The sequence below is a fragment of the Thalassovita mediterranea genome, assembly GCA_019448215.1.
Lineage (GTDB): Bacteria > Pseudomonadota > Alphaproteobacteria > Caulobacterales > Hyphomonadaceae > Henriciella.
Map to the genome: position 1 here is coordinate 2,481,050 of CP080408.1, position 16,365 is coordinate 2,497,414.

General features: G+C 60.8%; 13 protein-coding genes. 10 read left to right on the forward strand and 3 right to left on the reverse strand.

Features of this window, described 5'->3' with window-relative positions:
* Nucleotides 1-38 precede the first annotated feature (38 nt).
* The 3 genes from KUV46_12175 to KUV46_12185 all read right to left on the reverse strand — a co-directional run bounded on the left by KUV46_12175 (nucleotide 39) and on the right by KUV46_12185 (nucleotide 4,906).
* Nucleotides 39-2,381: a TonB-dependent receptor gene (locus KUV46_12175; protein ID QYJ00091.1), complete on the reverse strand. Its 2,343-nt coding sequence runs from the start codon at nucleotides 2,379-2,381 to the stop codon at nucleotides 39-41.
* A 220-nt stretch (nucleotides 2,382-2,601) separates the two neighbouring features.
* Complete coding sequence (locus KUV46_12180; GenBank protein ID QYJ00092.1) at nucleotides 2,602-3,390, reverse strand: enoyl-CoA hydratase/isomerase family protein; 789 nt, start codon at nucleotides 3,388-3,390, stop codon at nucleotides 2,602-2,604.
* 31 nt (nucleotides 3,391-3,421) lie between these two features.
* The gene (locus tag KUV46_12185) at nucleotides 3,422-4,906 is read right to left on the reverse strand and encodes an amidase (GenBank protein ID QYJ00093.1); all 1,485 of its coding nucleotides are present in this window, start codon (nucleotides 4,904-4,906) and stop codon (nucleotides 3,422-3,424) included.
* Between the two features lie 124 nt (nucleotides 4,907-5,030).
* Here KUV46_12185 and KUV46_12190 point away from each other — a divergent pair, with 124 nt between their 5' ends.
* From KUV46_12190 to KUV46_12235, 10 genes are all read left to right on the forward strand, one after another.
* Nucleotides 5,031-6,410: an L-serine ammonia-lyase gene (locus KUV46_12190; GenBank protein ID QYJ00094.1), complete on the forward strand. Its 1,380-nt coding sequence runs from the start codon at nucleotides 5,031-5,033 to the stop codon at nucleotides 6,408-6,410.
* A 36-nt stretch (nucleotides 6,411-6,446) separates the two neighbouring features.
* Nucleotides 6,447-7,547, forward strand: coding sequence for an MBL fold metallo-hydrolase (locus tag KUV46_12195; protein ID QYJ00095.1), 1,101 nt, complete (start codon nucleotides 6,447-6,449; stop codon nucleotides 7,545-7,547).
* A gap of 187 nt (nucleotides 7,548-7,734) precedes the next feature.
* Nucleotides 7,735-8,610, forward strand: coding sequence for a signal peptidase I (lepB, locus tag KUV46_12200; protein ID QYJ00096.1), 876 nt, complete (start codon nucleotides 7,735-7,737; stop codon nucleotides 8,608-8,610).
* 73 nt (nucleotides 8,611-8,683) lie between these two features.
* A complete protein-coding gene (locus KUV46_12205; protein ID QYJ00097.1) occupies nucleotides 8,684-9,856 on the forward strand; it encodes a GNAT family N-acetyltransferase in 1,173 nt (390 codons plus the stop codon).
* A 73-nt stretch (nucleotides 9,857-9,929) separates the two neighbouring features.
* Nucleotides 9,930-10,538 (forward strand): histidine phosphatase family protein, encoded by a 609-nt coding sequence (locus KUV46_12210; GenBank protein ID QYJ00098.1) that lies wholly within the window; start codon nucleotides 9,930-9,932, stop codon nucleotides 10,536-10,538.
* Between the two features lie 72 nt (nucleotides 10,539-10,610).
* Nucleotides 10,611-10,859 (forward strand): exodeoxyribonuclease VII small subunit, encoded by a 249-nt coding sequence (locus tag KUV46_12215; GenBank protein ID QYJ00099.1) that lies wholly within the window; start codon nucleotides 10,611-10,613, stop codon nucleotides 10,857-10,859.
* A 10-nt stretch (nucleotides 10,860-10,869) separates the two neighbouring features.
* Entirely contained in the window at nucleotides 10,870-11,754 is an 885-nt protein-coding gene (locus tag KUV46_12220) for a polyprenyl synthetase family protein (protein QYJ00100.1), read from the forward strand.
* A 48-nt stretch (nucleotides 11,755-11,802) separates the two neighbouring features.
* Nucleotides 11,803-13,725: a 1-deoxy-D-xylulose-5-phosphate synthase gene (gene dxs, locus KUV46_12225; protein ID QYJ00101.1), complete on the forward strand. Its 1,923-nt coding sequence runs from the start codon at nucleotides 11,803-11,805 to the stop codon at nucleotides 13,723-13,725.
* Nucleotides 13,726-13,824: 99 nt separating this feature from the next.
* Complete coding sequence (locus KUV46_12230; protein QYJ00102.1) at nucleotides 13,825-14,490, forward strand: hypothetical protein; 666 nt, start codon at nucleotides 13,825-13,827, stop codon at nucleotides 14,488-14,490.
* A 120-nt stretch (nucleotides 14,491-14,610) separates the two neighbouring features.
* Nucleotides 14,611-16,356 carry an acyl--CoA ligase gene (locus KUV46_12235; GenBank protein QYJ00103.1) on the forward strand — a complete coding sequence of 582 codons (1,746 nt, stop codon included), beginning with the start codon at nucleotides 14,611-14,613 and terminating at the stop codon, nucleotides 16,354-16,356.
* Nucleotides 16,357-16,365: the final 9 nt, after the last annotated feature.

Genomic DNA, 16,365 nt, shown 5'->3' on the forward strand with positions numbered 1-16,365 from the left:
ACTCTGCCGCCCTTTCCAATTCTGGCAATCAGATCGCACTAGCGGCGGAGCGTGAACTCCACACCGACGAGGCGGCCCTTCTTGAGCGGCGAGAACGTGCCAGCACCTGGGCGGTTCTGGTAAGGCGTCTGCACACCGTTCGACAGCGGGCCAGGGAATGGCAGCTGTGTGTCGTTACCGGCCTGGACGCTGTCGAGCAGGTTCTGGCCGAACAGCGAGACGGTGAAGCCATCATATGGGGTTTCCCAGCTGATGTTCGCCGAAAGCTGATGGGAATCCTGGATCCAGCCGAAGTTGCTATCGGTGTACGCGATGCGGTCGCGGTACTGATAGTTCGCGCGGCTGATCACGGCGCCCATGTCGCCAAGATCGATGTCATAGATCGCGCCAACACCGTAGGTGACTGGCGGAACGCGTGGCAGGTCGAGCTCTTTGTCGGCGTTGTTCACCTGGGTATCGCCCGAGATGTCGAAGCGGACATCGTCATACTCAGCGTCGATGAGGCCGGCATTGAAGTTGACGAGGAAGCTGTCGGTCACCGCAAAGCGGCCTTCAACTTCGATACCGGTGATCGTTGCGTCAGCGGTGTTCAGGATGTTCTGAACCACGCCCGATGGACCAGCCGTGTTCACTTCGCGCTGCATGTCCGTGATCTTGGTCAGGAATGCTGCACCATTGACCTGGACGCGGCCGTCTTCGCTGCTGGATTTGAAGCCCAGTTCGAAGGCGTCGACTTCTTCTTCGTCAAAGCCGAAATTGCCGCCGGTCGCCGGGACGATCTGGTTCAGGAAGACTGCAACGTCCGTGATGCGGAAGTTGTAGCCGCCCGAGCGGAAGCCCTTGGTGTAGTAGCCATAGGTCTGGACATTGTCGTTCCAGAAGTATTGCAGGCCGACTTTTGGCGTCCAGTTCGACCAGTCATCACCATCGGAGAAGCCGTTCGGCTCTTGCGCGCCGAGTGCACCGAGAAGCGGGTTGAAGCCGTCCGTCGGGCAGGTGCCTTCGACAACCGAACACTCAAAGCGTGGACGGATGAAGGTGATGTCCGCGTCTTTCTCTTCCTTCGAATAACGAAGGCCGACAGTTGCGATCAGGTCAGGCGTGATCGAATAGTCGACGTTCGCGAACGCACCGTACACAGTGTGATCCTGCGAGCCGCCGCCGTAGAAGACCCAAGGAATGGTCGCCGGAAGTGGTGCCGGACGGGTCGTCGGCAGGTTACGGATCTCGGTATAGTCGAGCGTCTGGTTGAAGTAGTAGACGCCCGTGGTGAGGTCAGTCTTGCCGAACGTGCCAGCGTAACGCAGCTCGTTGGAGATCTGCTCCTGCAGGAATTCTGCGTCGGAGTGGAACAGGGTGAACGGCGTCGCGTCGATGTCGCTGCCCATGCTGGCAGAGTCATATTCGCGGTAGCCGAGGATGTTGGTGATCGTGCCGTTGCCGAAGTCAACGTCATAGTCGGCGCGCAGCGATGCGAAGACGGTTTCGGCCTCGCCGGTGCCCGGGCTGTTGATCGAGAAGTCGAAGCTGTCGCGATCAAAGTAGGACCGGTTCTGGCCGGAAGGGCCGTCAACGCGGCTGTCGCTGTACTCAGCCTTCGCGAGGAAGGTGAGGCGGTCGGTGGCGAACCATTCCAGGGCGCCGCGATAGATCGCGACCTGGGCTTCGCCGTGATTGTCGCCGTCGTTCAGGTTTTTGAAGTAGCCAGCGTCGGTATTGTAGTACGCACCGATCTTGCCGTTCAGGACGCCATCGATCAGCGGACCGGAAACGGTGCCCTGGATCGTGGAGTTGAGGCCGCCGCGATCATCGTCGATCGGGCCGTCAAACGTTGCCTGTGCCTTGTAGCTGAACTCGTCGGTCGGGTTGCCCGTGTTGACGACCAGTGCACCACCGGTGGTGTTGCGGCCGAAGAGCAGGCCTTGCGGGCCGCGCAGGACTTCGACGCTGTCGAGGTCGAACAGGTCAACGACGACGCCGTTGTTCACGCCGAGATAGACGCCGTCGATGAAGACGCCAACGGCTGGGTCGATGGACGGGATCGAAGAGTTCACGCCAAGGCCGCGGATTGCGAAGTTCGCGGTGCCGCGGGCCGTGCCGACGTCGTCGAGCGAGACGTTCGGGGTGGTGTAGGACAGGTCTTCGAGGTTGGTGACGTTCAGTGCGTCGAGCGTGTCTTCGTTGAACGCTGTGACGGAAACAGGAACATCCTGCACGTTTTCGACGTTCTGCTTTTTCGTTGCCGAAACGGTGACGGTCTGGAGGACGCGGTCAACAGCGGACTCGCGCTCTGCGTCAGGCGCATCCTGTGCAAAGGCAGGCGCTTGCGAGAGCACCGCGGCAGAAGCCACGGTTGCGAGGAGGAATTTGCTGCGTTGCATGATTTTTATAACTCCCGAATGATTATTTTTGTGATTGCAAGGTACGATTCCCAATAAATGCTGGAGATCGCGCCGCAGCACGCCATAAAGTGCGCTGCTGCAAATTCTCAATGGAAGAAATCAGCGTTATGCAAAAATACTTCACTAGTGATGTATAGATGCATCACTTTTGGCCCGTTCGCCCTTCGCGCCGGTGCAGTGCAGCAACAGTTTTGGTGATCTAGCCGGACGGGAAGCTGGCTTTGCGCTTCTCAAGGAATGCCGTGTAGCCTTCGCGGAAGTCAGGCCCGGCGGCGCCTTCGAGCATATAGCGCATGAGGTCTTCTTCGCTCGCATTGCGCTCGATGTCGCCAATCATGGTCTTCAGCGTCTTCACAGACCAGGATGAGTTCGCGCCAATCTCTTGGGCTATCTTCCGGGCCGCGTCGACCGGACTGGCGTCTGAGGCGACTTCATTCACCAGCCCCATCTTATGGGCGTCTTCACCTGAGAAACGCCTTGCAGAGAACAGCATGTGTTTTGCGTTGGATGGACCGATCAGGTGGACCAGGCGCTTGAGGTCGGCTGGTGGGTACACAATGCCCAGTTTCGCAGGCGGCAGCCCGAACGAGGCGTCTGCAGCTGCGATACGGATATCACAGGCGACCGCGAGCGCGATGCCAGCGCCGAAACAGCTGCCTTCTACAGCGGCGATCACCGGCTTGGAGCAGTTCTCGATGGCTTTCACCGCGTCGGAAATGATCGCAGTTGTGTCACGCGTGCTCGCTTCATCTGCGTAGATGGTCTCGAATTCGGAGATATCGACGCCCGCAGCAAAATGGCCGACTGCTCCCCCGTGAATGACCAGCGCCTTGGCCGCGCTATCAGCGTCCACAGTTCGCACAAGCACCGGCAAGGCCGACCACATGGACATGCTGAGCGCATTGCGCCTTGCGGGCGCATTGATGACGATTTCTGCGCAGCTACCTGAGCCTGAGAGAAATACGGGGCGGTTTTCCGATGTGGACATTGGCCACCGCTTTCAGCTTACGGGTGGCCCGTCAAGTCGCGATCAACTGCGGTCGCCGGGAAATCCACGGTCTGGCCTGTTCGAGCTCATAGGCGAGCGCAAGCAGCAAACCATCGTCGCCCTGACGGCCCGAGAACATCGAGCCGATCGGCAGTCCGCCTTCAGACCAGAAGAGCGGCACACTCATGGAGGCGGCGCCAGAGACGTTCATGTAAGGCGTGTAAGCAACATAATCGGTGACCGACTTCATCACCGTGTCGAAGTCACCATCGGGCGCCTGCTCACCAATCTTCGGCGGCAGCTTGGTCACTGTTGGCGTGAGCAGCACGTCGAACTCATCGAACCAGCTTGCATAGACGGAAGAGAAGGCCTGGAGATCGGCAACAGCCTCAGCAAACTCGCCCCGGCGTTCACTGAACAGGGCGGCGAGGCCGAGCGTCCAGGGCTCGATTGTTTCAGGCGAGGGCGGCGTCCCAAGCGCTGCGGCGGCGTCCTGCATGAACTCTGCGGCACCAGCGGCCCAGAAAAGGATGAACTGGTCCTGGAATTTGCGTGCATCGACTGGCAGGTCCCACTCGATCACCTCATGTCCGAGCTCGCGGCAGAGCTCTGCGGCCTGTTCGGTCGCGGCTCGTACCTCTGGATCCAGTGCTGCATCGGTGCCCGGATCAGTCGTCAGGGCGATCTTGAGCCGGCGCGACGATGGCCCCGTGATCTCTCCGATCTTGGGCTGGCTCTCACCTGTTTCTGCGGCGGCGAAAAGCGCTGCGCTATCGCGCACGGTGAGGGTGACGGCATGATTGACGCTGAGATCGACGGGCGCGCTGCTCGGCGGGGCTGCAAGGGCACCGCGCGAAGGTTTGAGGCCAAACAGACCGCAGCACGCTGCCGGGATGCGGATAGACCCGCCCCCGTCACTGGCATGCGCAAAGGGGACAATTCGTGCCGCCGTCAGCGCGGCAGCGCCGCCCGATGAGCCACCTGGAATACGCGATGGATCCCAGGGGTTGCGCGTCGGCCCTGTCACAAGCGGCTCGGTCGACGAAATCAGGCCCATCTCAGGCGTGGTGGATTTACCGATGGAGACGACACCCGCCTCACGCCATTTCGCGGCAAAGACCGAATCTTCCTCGGCGAGGTTCCCGCGGAAGGCGCGGCTGCCATACATGGTCGGCGCGCCCTTCCAGTTGACGAGGTCCTTGATCGCTGTCGGCACGCCGCCAAACGAACCTTTCGGAGAGGCCGCCGCGCGTGAGCGGGCGAGGTCATAGGTCTTCGTCGCGAAGGCGTTGATCGACGGGTTCACGGCTTCTGCGCGGGCAATTGCGGCCTCGGTGAGCTGCAGCGAGGTCGTCTCTCCGCGCGCAATCATCTGCGCCATGGCAATGCCATCCAGATCGGCAGATCCTGCGCCTGCGGCCATGACAGTTGCAGGGGCGCAGGCCTTCGCGAAAGGCAGAAAGGCGGCGAGCGTTGTGCCACCTGCGAGCAGGCGGCGGCGTGTCATAGTCGTCATAGGTGTCCTCCCGGCGGCCTCTGTCGGGCCATATGTGCGCCAGCCTGCGTTGGTCTTGCCGCAAAGGCAAGCAGGTTATAGCCCGGTAGGCGTTCTAGTTTTTCGCATATCGGACATAATCTGCATGCTGTCAGTTCTTGACCTTTTTCGTATCGGGCTGGGCCCGTCGAGCTCTCATACCGTAGGGCCAATGCGCATTGCGCGCCGCTTCCTGCAAGAAGCTGACAGGGCAGGGCGGCTGGACGGCGCCGTCCGGGTTGAGGTCGCGCTTCAGGGCTCGCTTGCGCTCACGGGTGTCGGGCACGGCACCGACAAGGCGGTCATGCTCGGCCTTGAAGGTATGCAGCCAGAAACCGCTGACCCGGCAGAGGCCGAATCGCGTTTCCGCGAAATCGTCCAGACCAAATCCATTCAGCTGGATGGCGGCCCGAAGATCGACTTCAATCCGCTGAAAGACCTGAAATTCTGCACGGACGTTGTTCCCGACCTGCACCCCAATGGCATGGTGCTCACCCTGTTTGGCGCCGATGGGACTGAACCCTATTCGCGGGAATATTACTCCACCGGCGGCGGCTTCATCGCCTCCCGCAAACAGCTTGAAAAGCCAGCCAGCGGCGACCTTGTCGCCAGCGCACGCGGCGCGCCGCACCCCTTCCGGTCCGCGGCGGAAATGATCGAGCTTTGCAAGAGCCAGGGCTGGCGTGTCGATGAGCTTGTCCTCCACAATGAGGATGCACGAAGATCGCGCGACAAGACACAGAAAAGGCTAGATAAAATCGCACAAACCATGATGAAGTGCATCCGCAATGGCCTGAAATCCGAAGGCACGCTGCCAGGCGGGCTGGATGTGAAGCGCCGCGCGCCAGACCTCCATCGCCGCCTCGTCGACAATCCGGGCTCCAATGAGCGCGAGCAGCTGTTCGACTGGCTCAATGTCTATGCCATGGCGGTGAATGAAGAGAACGCGGCGGGCGGGCGTGTCGTGACCTCACCTACCAATGGGGCAGCGGGCATCTTGCCGTCCGTCATGCGCCATTATTGCTGTGATGACGACAAGATCGATCTTTCCAAAGCGCGCCGTTTCCTGCTGACGGCCGGGGGCATCGGCCTTCTCTACAAACAACGCGCGTCGATCTCCGGCGCAGAAATGGGCTGTCAGGGAGAGGTCGGCGTTGCCTGCTCGATGGCGGCTGGCGGGCTCGCCGCCGTCTGGGGCGCCGACGCCGAAACCGTCTGTGTCGCGGCCGAGATCGGCATGGAGCACAATTTGGGCCTGACCTGCGACCCGGTTGGCGGACTGGTCCAGATCCCGTGTATTGAGCGCAACGCCTTTGGCGCGGTGAAGGCCGCCAACGCTGCGCGACTCGCGCTTCAGGGCACGGGGCATCACAAGGTCAGCCTCGATCAGGTCATTGAGACAATGCGCCAGACGGGCAATGACATGTCCAACAAGTACAAGGAAACCAGCACGGGTGGCCTCGCGGTGAATGTCATCGCCTGCTAGCAGAAATGATAGGGTCTTCCGCGCCGTCATGGATTGGTGAAGCGTGACTCACGTGTCACCATCCGGATCATGGATGGCTTACAGACGAAAACGCCGGCAAAGCCCGGCCTGACTTACCCGTTCGATGAACAGGTCCCCGAGCAAGGCGAAACGACAGAGATCATTCCCGGTCTCTACTGGGTGCGCATGCGCCTGCCGTTTGCGCTGGAATGGATAAATCTCTGGCTGATCGATGATGGCGAGCGTGGCTGGACCATCGTCGATACCGGCATGCCAATGCCCGAAACCAAGGACGCCTGGCGCACCATCTTCGAAAACTGTCTGGGCGGCCGGCCCGTCTGGCGCGTGATCGTCACACACATGCACCCAGACCATGTCGGCAATGCGGGTTGGCTGACGCGCAAATTCCCCGGCGCCGAGCTCTGGATGAGCCAGCTGGAATACATTTCCTGCCGTATGCTGGTCGCAGACACGGGCCGCGAAGCGCCTGCGGCGGGCACCGACTTCTATGTCGCTGCAGGCTGGAATGAGGCGCAAGTCGAGACGTATCGCAGCCGGTTCGGCCGCTTCGGCAAGGGCGTGAGCCAGATGCCGGACGCGTATCGTCGCCTCTTCGATGGCGAAACCATTCGCCTCGGTGGTCGTGACTGGCAAATCGTGATGGGCAATGGCCATTCGCCCGAACATGTTTGCCTTTTCTGCAAGAGTGAGAATGTGATGATTTCCGGCGACCAGCTTTTGCCGCGCATCTCCTCCAACGTGTCCGTTCACCCGACAGAGCCGAAGGCAAATCCGCTGAAGGACTGGCTGCAGAGCTGCCGGAAGCTGAAATCCGCAGTGGGCGACGACGTGTTGGTGCTGCCTGCGCACAACACACCGTTCCGCGGCGCGCACAAGCGTCTCGACCACCTCATTAGAGGACACGATGTCGGCCTGAAGCGATTGGCCCAACGCCTTGCAGAGGGGCCGCGCCGCGTCGTCGACACCTTTCCTGCGATCTTCGGACGCAAGATCGGCGAGGACTCGCTCTCGCTCGCGACGGGGGAGGCGATTGCCCACCTCAACTACCTCATTGCTGAAGGTATGGCGGTTGTTGAGCGCGATGGCGATGGTGTGGACTGGTACCGTGCAGTCTGAACAGACGGCGAAGCAGACGGGTCACATGTCCTGATGAATCGCAGAAGCGACCAATGATCTACTTGACCGCAGCGCCCTCTGTGCTCAAAGCCATGACGGCCCGGAACCTTTGCGGTGTCCGGCAAGTATCTGTTTTCTAAGCCGGTCGTGTCCTGCGGCCCTTTCAAGGGATCTGTGTCAGCCTGTCATGAGCACTTCATCCGACATGACTGAATCAGAGCCCGAGGACACCCGGACGCTCAAGCAGAAAGTGCTGCACGAATTGCGGGAGTGGGCGGTCACGCTGCTCATCTTCATTCCTGCGTTCTACATGTTCTCATTCCTGATCTATGAGCAACGCGTCATTCCATCTGAAAGCATGGTGCCGAACCTGCAGGTTGGTGACCGCGTCGCCGTTAACAAGTTCGCCTATGGCTACAGCCGCTACAGCCTTCCCTGGGGAGCCTGGCGCCTGATCCCCGAAGGCGAGGGCCGAGTGTTTGGCAGCAAGCCTGATCGCGGCGACGTCGCAGTCTTCATGCATCCGCACACCGACAGGGTCATGATCAAGCGCATCATTGGCCTGCCGGGCGACCGCGTTCAGATGATCAATGAGCAGCTCTACCTGAACGGTGAGCCAATCGACCGCGAATTTGTCCGTAGCATCACCTATCGCCCGCATGATTTCCGGGGAACGGAAACCGCGCGTGAATACCGCGAGACGATTGGCGATAAGTCGTGGCTGACCCATCAGTGGCAGCAGGGCCCAAGCCAGGTCCGCAGCCTCGACAATACGCCCGTCTTTGAGGTTCCTGAAGGTCACTATCTCTTCATTGGCGACAATCGCGACAATTCTGAAGACGGCCGTTCAGTCACGGGTCACTGCCCGGTGGGCGATGATGGTGTCATCGACGAAGCCGGTTGTGAACTCGCGCCCGGCGTCTCTGCAGAGCGTGCCTCTGTTGGCTATGTCCCAGCTGAAAACCTGATTGGCCGCGCCGATACGGTGCTGCTTTCGACCTATTCCTGCTCGCGCGCTGATGCCGATCCGTGCATGAAAAAGCGTCTCTGGAGAGGGCTCTAGACCTTACTCCTTAGGCGCGAATTCTGGCGCGATCTTTGCAAATTCCTAATCCGTATCTGCTTAAAGGTGCGGCATGGAAAAGAACCGCTTTCGCCTCCTGCGTTTCGATAAAGTGACCGAGGATCTGTGGTCGCAATTTCACGCGCTGCGCGATGCGCGCCCTCGCTACAATGATCCTTTCTTCGATCCGGAATATGCGCGGCTTGTTTCGCAAGTGCGGCCGGATGCGCGCCTCGGACTGGCATTTGAGGGCGACGAACTCATCGGTGCCTGGCCGATCCACAGAAGGCCCGGCGCCTGGGCGCGTCCGATAGGTGGGCCGTTCTCCGACTGGCATGGGCCGGTTCTGTCAGTGAAGACAGATCTTACAGCGCATGCTTTCCTGCGCGGTATGGGCGTGCTCGGCATGTCGAGCTTTGGCTGGTTGCCGCAGGACAGTGAAAGTGAAGGTCGTCTGACTATTGCAGGCGCAAATATGAGCGACGTCAGTGCTGGCTGGGACAGCTTCATGGAAAATCAGGGCGAGCGCTGGCCCAAGCATTTCAAGAAGATGCGCCGGCTTGCCCGCAACATGGAGCGCGATTTCTCCGAAGTCGAATTCCGCTTTGACGACCAGAGTGACGACACGTTCAGCCGCCTCATCTTCCTCAAGCGTGAGCAGTTCAGGCGCACAGGCCGCCACGACGTGCTCGGCACGCGTTGGGCCCATCAACTGCTCGACGCGCTTCGTCACCAGAAAGATGAAAGCTTCCGGCTGCGACTGATCAGCCTGCATCTCGATGGACAGCATGCTGCCAGTGAACTGGTGCTCCAGTCGCGCAATGTGATGCATGGGTGGATTACCGCCTATGAGGCTGATTATGCGCAGTATTCCCCCGGCAATTTCGTTGTCCAGTTCATGCTGGAAGAGATGGCCAACCGTGATGGACCAAAGGTCTATGATGCCGGCCCGGGCCTCGACCACTACAAGCGCCACTATTCCAATTTTCAGCTGCCTGTCGGCTCCGGCGTTGTGCGCAGCCGCGCGCTCGCTATCCGGCCGGACCGTATCCTTGGCTACGCCTGGCGCACGGGCGAGCAGAAGCTGAATGATCGCGTGTCGGGTGTCATGAAATCAGCCCGCCGCCGCCTCGATCAGGTCTGCATCAGTGAGATCAAACCTGCTGGCCGTCTCATGGGCATTGGCAACTCATTGCGGCGCACTGCGGCAGCTATTGATCTTGCCGACACTAGTGCGTCCAGTTAAGCGCTTCATCAGTTGAGCCGGTTGTGCGAGTCGTGAAAGGCTCGCCTCCGCTTTCGATTTGGGATGAAGTGTAATGAGTGCAGCCAAGCGCGAAAAAGCCAAAACAGCGCGCGGGCCGATCATCGTTTCCCGTCATGGCCGTCCAGCTCTGGACCGGACGGCTGGGCCGCGACTGGACTGGCGTGAATACCGCGACTGGTGGGACCGCTATGAGATCGGCAGCCTTGCCGAAGGCCAGCAGGCACCTGAGAACCTCAAGGCCGCTGTCGCCGACGCTGATATTGTCCTCAGCTCAACAGCGCCCCGTGCAATCGAGACGGCGATACTGGCCTCAGGCCGTGAGCCGGAAACCTTTCCGGTCTTCGTGGAAGCTCCATTGCCACCGCCGCGCCTGCGCAACCGCAAATATCTTCCAAAGACGTGGAATGTGATCGCCCGTACGGCCTGGCTCTACGGCCACAGCCTTGATGGCGAGAGCAACCGTCAGGCCCGTGAGCGGGCTAACAAGGCTGCCCAGCATCTGCATGAGGCTGCAGCTGACGGGAAGGTGTACCTTGCCGCGCATGGCTGGTTCAATCGCATGTTGAGACCGGCCATGGCGCGTATCGGCTGGGTCTGCGTGCGCGATGGTGGCGACAATTACTGGAGCTACCGCATCTACGAATATCGCGGGAAATCTTGATCCCTGACCATTGTGATGCAGCCAGCGCCTGCTTAGGGTGCGGCTGCTCAACGAGTATGAGGACTGGCTCTCATGAGCGATCAGACAGTGACAGACATCGAGAAGATGAGCTTCGAGCAGGCCCTGCGGGAGCTTGAGACCATTGTACGCCAGCTGGAAGGCGGCGAGGTCGAGCTTGAGAAGTCCATCGAAATCTATGAACGTGGGGCGAAACTGAAATCGCACTGCGAAGCCCGGCTGAAAGCGGCAGAGCTCAAGATCGAGCAGATTGTCCAGGGCCCGGATGGCAAACCCACAACCGAAAGCGCAAGCTTCGAGTAAGGAACCGCTTATGGAGTTCGAGACGCGCCTGACCGAGATCGCCGACAAGGTAACGGTCGCGCTGGATCAGCTCATTCCGCCTGCGCAGGGGCCAGAGGCTGACCTGATGCGGGCGATGCGGCACGCAGCCCTCGCCAACGGCAAGCGGATGCGCCCCTTCTACGTGATTGAGACGGGCGCGCTGTTCGATGCCGACCATAAGGCGCTCCTGCGGACGGCTGCGGCGCTCGAATGTGTCCACACCTATTCGCTGGTCCATGACGATCTTCCCTGCATGGATGATGACGATCTGCGCCGGGGCCAGCCGACCGTGCACAAGGCTTTCGACGAAGCGACCGCCGTCCTCGCTGGCGATGCGCTGCTGACGCTCGCCTTCAAGATCCTCGCCAGCGACGAGACCCACAACGACCCGGCTGTGCGCCTACGTCTGATTGAGCGTCTCGCTGATGCGTCCGGCGCGACCGGCATGGTCGGCGGCCAGATGATCGACATGCTGCAGGAAGCAAGCCCCCGCGACCTCAACACGATCACCCGCATGCAGCGCCTCAAAACCGGCGCGCTCATTTCTTATTCGGTTGAAGCGGGGGCCATCGTCGGCGGTGCGAGCGCCAATGCCAAGCACGCGCTTGCTGGATTTGCGCAGGACCTCGGTCTCGCCTACCAGATTGCAGATGACCTTCTCGACGCCACGGGTGACCAGGAGGTTGTCGGAAAAACGCTGCGCAGCGACGAAGCCGCCGGCAAGGCGAACTTTGTGACCATTCTGGGGATTGAGGGCGCGCGCGAACGCATAAATCTTCTTGCAGCACAGGCTCGCCAGCACCTCGATTTTTTCCGTGGTCGCGCCAATATCCTGCTGCAATCGGTTGATTATGTTCTGGACAGGACACGCTAAGGACTGTCTGAACGCAAAAAAGACTGTCCGTTGAAAGGACCCGGCTGCATGAGCTTGCCTGCGAAAACCCGCCTTCTTGATACGATCAATTCCCCGGCTGATCTGAAGTCTCGCTCACGCGAGGATCTGAAGCAGATTGCTGATGAACTGCGTGCGGAAGTGATCGACGCAGTGTCCGGCACTGGCGGTCACCTCGGTGCAGGTCTCGGCGTGGTTGAGCTGACGCTTGCCATTCACGCCATTTTCGACACGCCATCCGACAAGCTCATCTTTGACGTCGGTCACCAGTGCTATCCCCATAAGATCCTGACGGGTCGCAAGGACCGTATCCGCACGCTTCGCCAGGGCGGCGGGCTTTCCGGCTTCACCAAGCGCGATGAGAGCGAATACGACCCGTTCGGCGCCGCTCACGCGTCGACGTCCATTTCGGCTGGCCTCGGTTTCGCGAAATCGCGCGACCTGCAGGAAAAGGACAACAAGGTCGTCTGCGTCATTGGTGACGGCGCCATGTCCGCCGGCATGGCCTATGAGGCGATGAACAATGCAGGCTCTGACCTGAGCGACATGCTCGTCATCCTGAACGACAATGACATGTCCATTGCGCCGCCGGTCGGCGCGATGAGTCATTACCTGTCGAAGCTCGTTTCCTCGCGCTCCTATCGGGGGCTGCGCAAGTTTGCCAAATCCATCGCCAAGCCGATCGGTCTGGAAAGCCAGGCCCGCAAGGCTGAGGAATACCTTCGCGGCTTCGCCATGGGCGGCACGATGTTCGAGGAGCTTGGTTTCTACTATGTCGGCCCGATCGACGGCCATGACCTCGACGTGCTCCTGCCAGTGCTTGAGAACTGCAAGGCAATGGAAACCGGCCCGGTCCTGCTTCACGTCGTGACGCAGAAGGGCAAGGGGTATGAGCCGGCCGAGAACTCCGCCGACAAGTATCACGGCGTCGCAAAGTTCAATGTCGTCACAGGCGAGCAGCAGAAATCCGCCGGCGGTCCGCCTGCCTACACGAAGGTCTTCGCAAAGGCCCTGATCGAGGAAGCGCGCCGCGACGACAAGATTGTCGGCATCACGGCTGCCATGCCGGGCGGCACAGGCATGGACCTGTTCGAGCAGGAATTTCCTGAGCGCATGTTCGATGTCGGTATCGCCGAACAGCACGCTGTGACCTTCGCTGCCGGTCTCGCCGCTGACGGCATGAAGCCGTTCGCAGCGATCTATTCGACCTTCCTCCAGCGCGGCTATGACCAGGTCGTCCACGATGTGGCGATCCAACGTCTTCCGGTCCGCTTCGCGATTGACCGTGCCGGTCTCGTCGGTGCCGACGGCCCGACCCATGCTGGCAGCTTCGATATCGGTTTCCTCGGCGCACTGCCGGGCATGGTCTGCATGGCCGCGGCCGATGAAGCCGAACTGGTGAACATGGTCCGCACGGCTGTCGAGATTGACGACCGGCCGAGCGCCTTCCGCTATCCACGCGGCAATGGCATCGGCATTGAGCTTCCTGCCCAGCCGAAAGCACTCGAGATCGGCAAGGGCCGTATCGTGCGCGAAGGCTCCACGATTGCGTTGCTGTCCTTCGGTGCACGCCTGCAGGAATGCCTGAAAGCGGCTGAAATGCTCGCTGCGCAGGGCCTTTCCTGCACCGTGGCGGATGCACGCTTCGCCAAGCCTCTGGATGAGGAGCTGGTGAACCGTCTGGCCCGCGAACACGAAGTGCTCCTCACCGTGGAAGAAGGCGCGCGCGGCGGTTTTGGCGCGTTCGTGCTGCATCATCTCGCGGAGACAAATGCCTTCGATAACGGCCTCAAGGTCCGCACGCTTCACCTGCCGGACATCTTCCAGGATCAGGACAAGCCAGAGATCATGTATGCGCAGGCAGGCCTCGATGCACACAGCATCGCGACCCGTGCAATCGATGCTCTCGGGCGTGGTGATATGCGTGAAATCGACCGCTTCGCGCGCGCCTGACGCTTTAGCCGATTTTCTGCCTAACTTTTCGGTTAGCCCGTTTGCCATGACGGCGGCTACAGATATGGTCGCTACAAATCGGTTTCCATGAGGAAGACAATGAGATCTCTAGTGCTCGCCGCAATCGGCGCTTTCATGCTGGTCGGCTGTGAAACTGTCCCAGTCGAAGTGAACATGCAGCCATCGGCGTTCCAGACGGCCGTGTCGCGGGCGACCTCTGCCTGGCACCCATATGCGGGCATCGAAGATCTCAACACGATGCTGGAAACCCAGACGCTTTCCACGGCCCAGCGTGCGCGCGTCCTGTATGAGCGTGGCCGCATCCGCACCGAAAACGCGATCGAACTGCCAAACGGCATCCAGGACCTGCAGCAGGCCACAGAACTTGAGGCGACCATCGTGCCGGAAGAGGGCGTCGCCCCCATGCAGCCAATCCCGGACACCTCCTCCATGATCCGTATCGCCGAAGCCAAGCTCCAGCTGTCGCGCGCCCGCCTCGCAGGCCTCCAGACGCTGCCGCAATGGTTCGACGACAAGGTCGCTGTTTCCGAAGTCGCCGAGGCGGCAGAGCGCTATCGCACCTCTGGCCTTGCCCCAGACCCATTCGATGCGGGCCTGCTCGAGGCAGCTGGCTATCTCTGCCGCAATGACGGAGCCGGCGCTGGCAAGTGGCAGCTTGGCGAGAACACCAGCCACCTCTCCGATCTGGATTGGTGCCCGGCACCGACCGCTGCTCCAGCGCCAACGCCGCAGGCTTCTTCCTAGCGCATCACTCCCCGGTTTTTTGGACGGATTTCGGCCTGTATGCGACAGGTCGCACTTCCATGACTGGCGTGCTCGTGATTGAGTGCGCGCGACCTATCAAAACTATTAGGGAGTTACGTCATGGCCGCTGATGCCGCACCCGCCTGGCCTGCAATGACTATTGCGCAGGCGAATGAAATGCTTGCCCAGCCAGGAACGCCGCTTGCCGTTGCAGAAGGCGAGATTAATGGCGTGACCATGCGCTATTACCCTGAGGCGCCGCCGACGCTCCGTTTCCTCGTGGAGGCGTCGCAGGCGCATGGCGAGCGTACCTTCCTCGTCTATGAGAATGAGCGCGTGACCTTCAACGCACATTGGCGGGCCGTCAGCCATTTCGCCCATGTCCTGAAGTCCGAGTTCAACGTGCAGAAGGGCGACCGCGTCGCCATCATCATGCGCAACTATCCACAATGGCCGGTTGCCTTCTTCGCGGCGCTCAGCATTGGCGCAATCGCAACGCCAATGAACTCATGGTGGACCGGCGAGGAGCTTGAATACGGCCTCCAGAATGCCGGCGTGAAGGTCGCGGTCGTCGATCCGCAGATCTTTGAGCGCATGCGTGAGCACATGTCTGGCCTCTCTGATCTGGAAGCCGTCATCATCGCGCGCGAAACCGAAGAAGAGCGCAACAATCCGCGCGTCCACAATTTCGAGAGCTTCATTGGTGAGCCGAACAGCTGGGCCGACCTTGAGAATAAAGGCCTTCCTGAAATCGATCTCGGCCCGGATGATGACGCGACCATCATGTACACGTCCGGCACGACAGGTAAGCCCAAGGGCGCGCTGGCGACCCACCGCGCCGTCATCTCGAACTTCCTCAACTCCATGACCTGTCAGGCGCGCATGTTCCTGCGCCGCGGTGAGCAGCCCCCCGAGCCGGATCCGAACGAGCAGCGCGCGACGCTTCTTTCCATCCCATTCTTCCATGCGACCGGCTCATTCGCCGTTCTCATCCCCACGCTGCTGCGCGGTGATAAGATCGTCAGCATGTACAAATGGGATGCAGGCAAGGCGCTGCCGATCATCGAAGCGGAGAAGATCTCCACCATTGGCGGCGTGCCGGCCATTGCATGGCAAGTGCTCGAGCACCCGGACCGCGACAAGTATGATCTCTCCTCGATCCTCGCCGTTTCCTATGGCGGTGCGCCGTCTGCGCCAGAGCTTGTCGCGACGATCAAGAAGCGCTTCCCGGAAGCCATGCCCGGCAATGGCTGGGGCATGACAGAGACGTGCGCCACAGCGACCCTGAATATCGGTGAAGACTATGTCCACCGCCCGACCAGCGCGGGCGCCCCGCCGAAAGCGGTCGAGCTGAAAGTCGTCAGCCCGGACGGCGACACCCTGCCGCCAGGCGAGGTTGGTGAGCTTTGGTGCAAGAGCCCGGCAAACTGCAAGGGATACTGGAACCGCCCGGATGCAACCGCCGAGACCTTCAAAGATGGCTGGGTTGTCACCGGCGACCTGGCCCGCCTCGATGAGGACGGTTTCCTCTTCCTCGTCGACCGCGCCAAGGACATGCTGATCCGCGGCGGTGAGAACATCTACTGTATCGAGGTCGAGAACGCCCTTTATGACCACCCGGCGGTCATGGACGCATCTGTTGTCGGCATTCCGCACAAGGTGCTGGGTGAGGAAGTTGGCGCCGTGGTCCAGCTGAAGCCCGGCAAGTCCGTGACGCAGGATGAGCTTCGCGCGCACGTCGCCAGCCAGCTCGCGGCCTTCAAGGTCCCGGTGGAGATCAAGTTCCAGGATGAGCCGCTTCCGCGCAACGCCAATGGCAAGATCCTGAAGCCGGCCCTGCGAGAGCAGTTTACGCCGCGCAGCTAGGCAGAAAGG

Excerpts from the sequence above, each read along its gene's own strand:
- KUV46_12180 (QYJ00092.1), bottom strand. The coding sequence starts at position 3,390 with ATGTCCACATCGGAAAACCGCCCCGTATTTCTCTCAGGCTCAGGTAGC.
- lepB (QYJ00096.1), top strand. The coding sequence starts at position 7,735 with ATGAGCACTTCATCCGACATGACTGAATCAGAGCCCGAGGACACCCGG.
- KUV46_12190 (QYJ00094.1), top strand. The coding sequence starts at position 5,031 with ATGCTGTCAGTTCTTGACCTTTTTCGTATCGGGCTGGGCCCGTCGAGC.
- KUV46_12215 (QYJ00099.1), top strand. The coding sequence starts at position 10,611 with ATGAGCGATCAGACAGTGACAGACATCGAGAAGATGAGCTTCGAGCAG.
- KUV46_12205 (QYJ00097.1), top strand. The coding sequence starts at position 8,684 with ATGGAAAAGAACCGCTTTCGCCTCCTGCGTTTCGATAAAGTGACCGAG.
- KUV46_12185 (QYJ00093.1), bottom strand. The coding sequence starts at position 4,906 with ATGACGACTATGACACGCCGCCGCCTGCTCGCAGGTGGCACAACGCTC.
- dxs (QYJ00101.1), top strand. The coding sequence starts at position 11,803 with ATGAGCTTGCCTGCGAAAACCCGCCTTCTTGATACGATCAATTCCCCG.
- KUV46_12235 (QYJ00103.1), top strand. The coding sequence starts at position 14,611 with ATGGCCGCTGATGCCGCACCCGCCTGGCCTGCAATGACTATTGCGCAG.
- KUV46_12175 (QYJ00091.1), bottom strand. The coding sequence starts at position 2,381 with ATGCAACGCAGCAAATTCCTCCTCGCAACCGTGGCTTCTGCCGCGGTG.
- KUV46_12220 (QYJ00100.1), top strand. The coding sequence starts at position 10,870 with ATGGAGTTCGAGACGCGCCTGACCGAGATCGCCGACAAGGTAACGGTC.
- KUV46_12210 (QYJ00098.1), top strand. The coding sequence starts at position 9,930 with ATGAGTGCAGCCAAGCGCGAAAAAGCCAAAACAGCGCGCGGGCCGATC.
- KUV46_12230 (QYJ00102.1), top strand. The coding sequence starts at position 13,825 with ATGAGATCTCTAGTGCTCGCCGCAATCGGCGCTTTCATGCTGGTCGGC.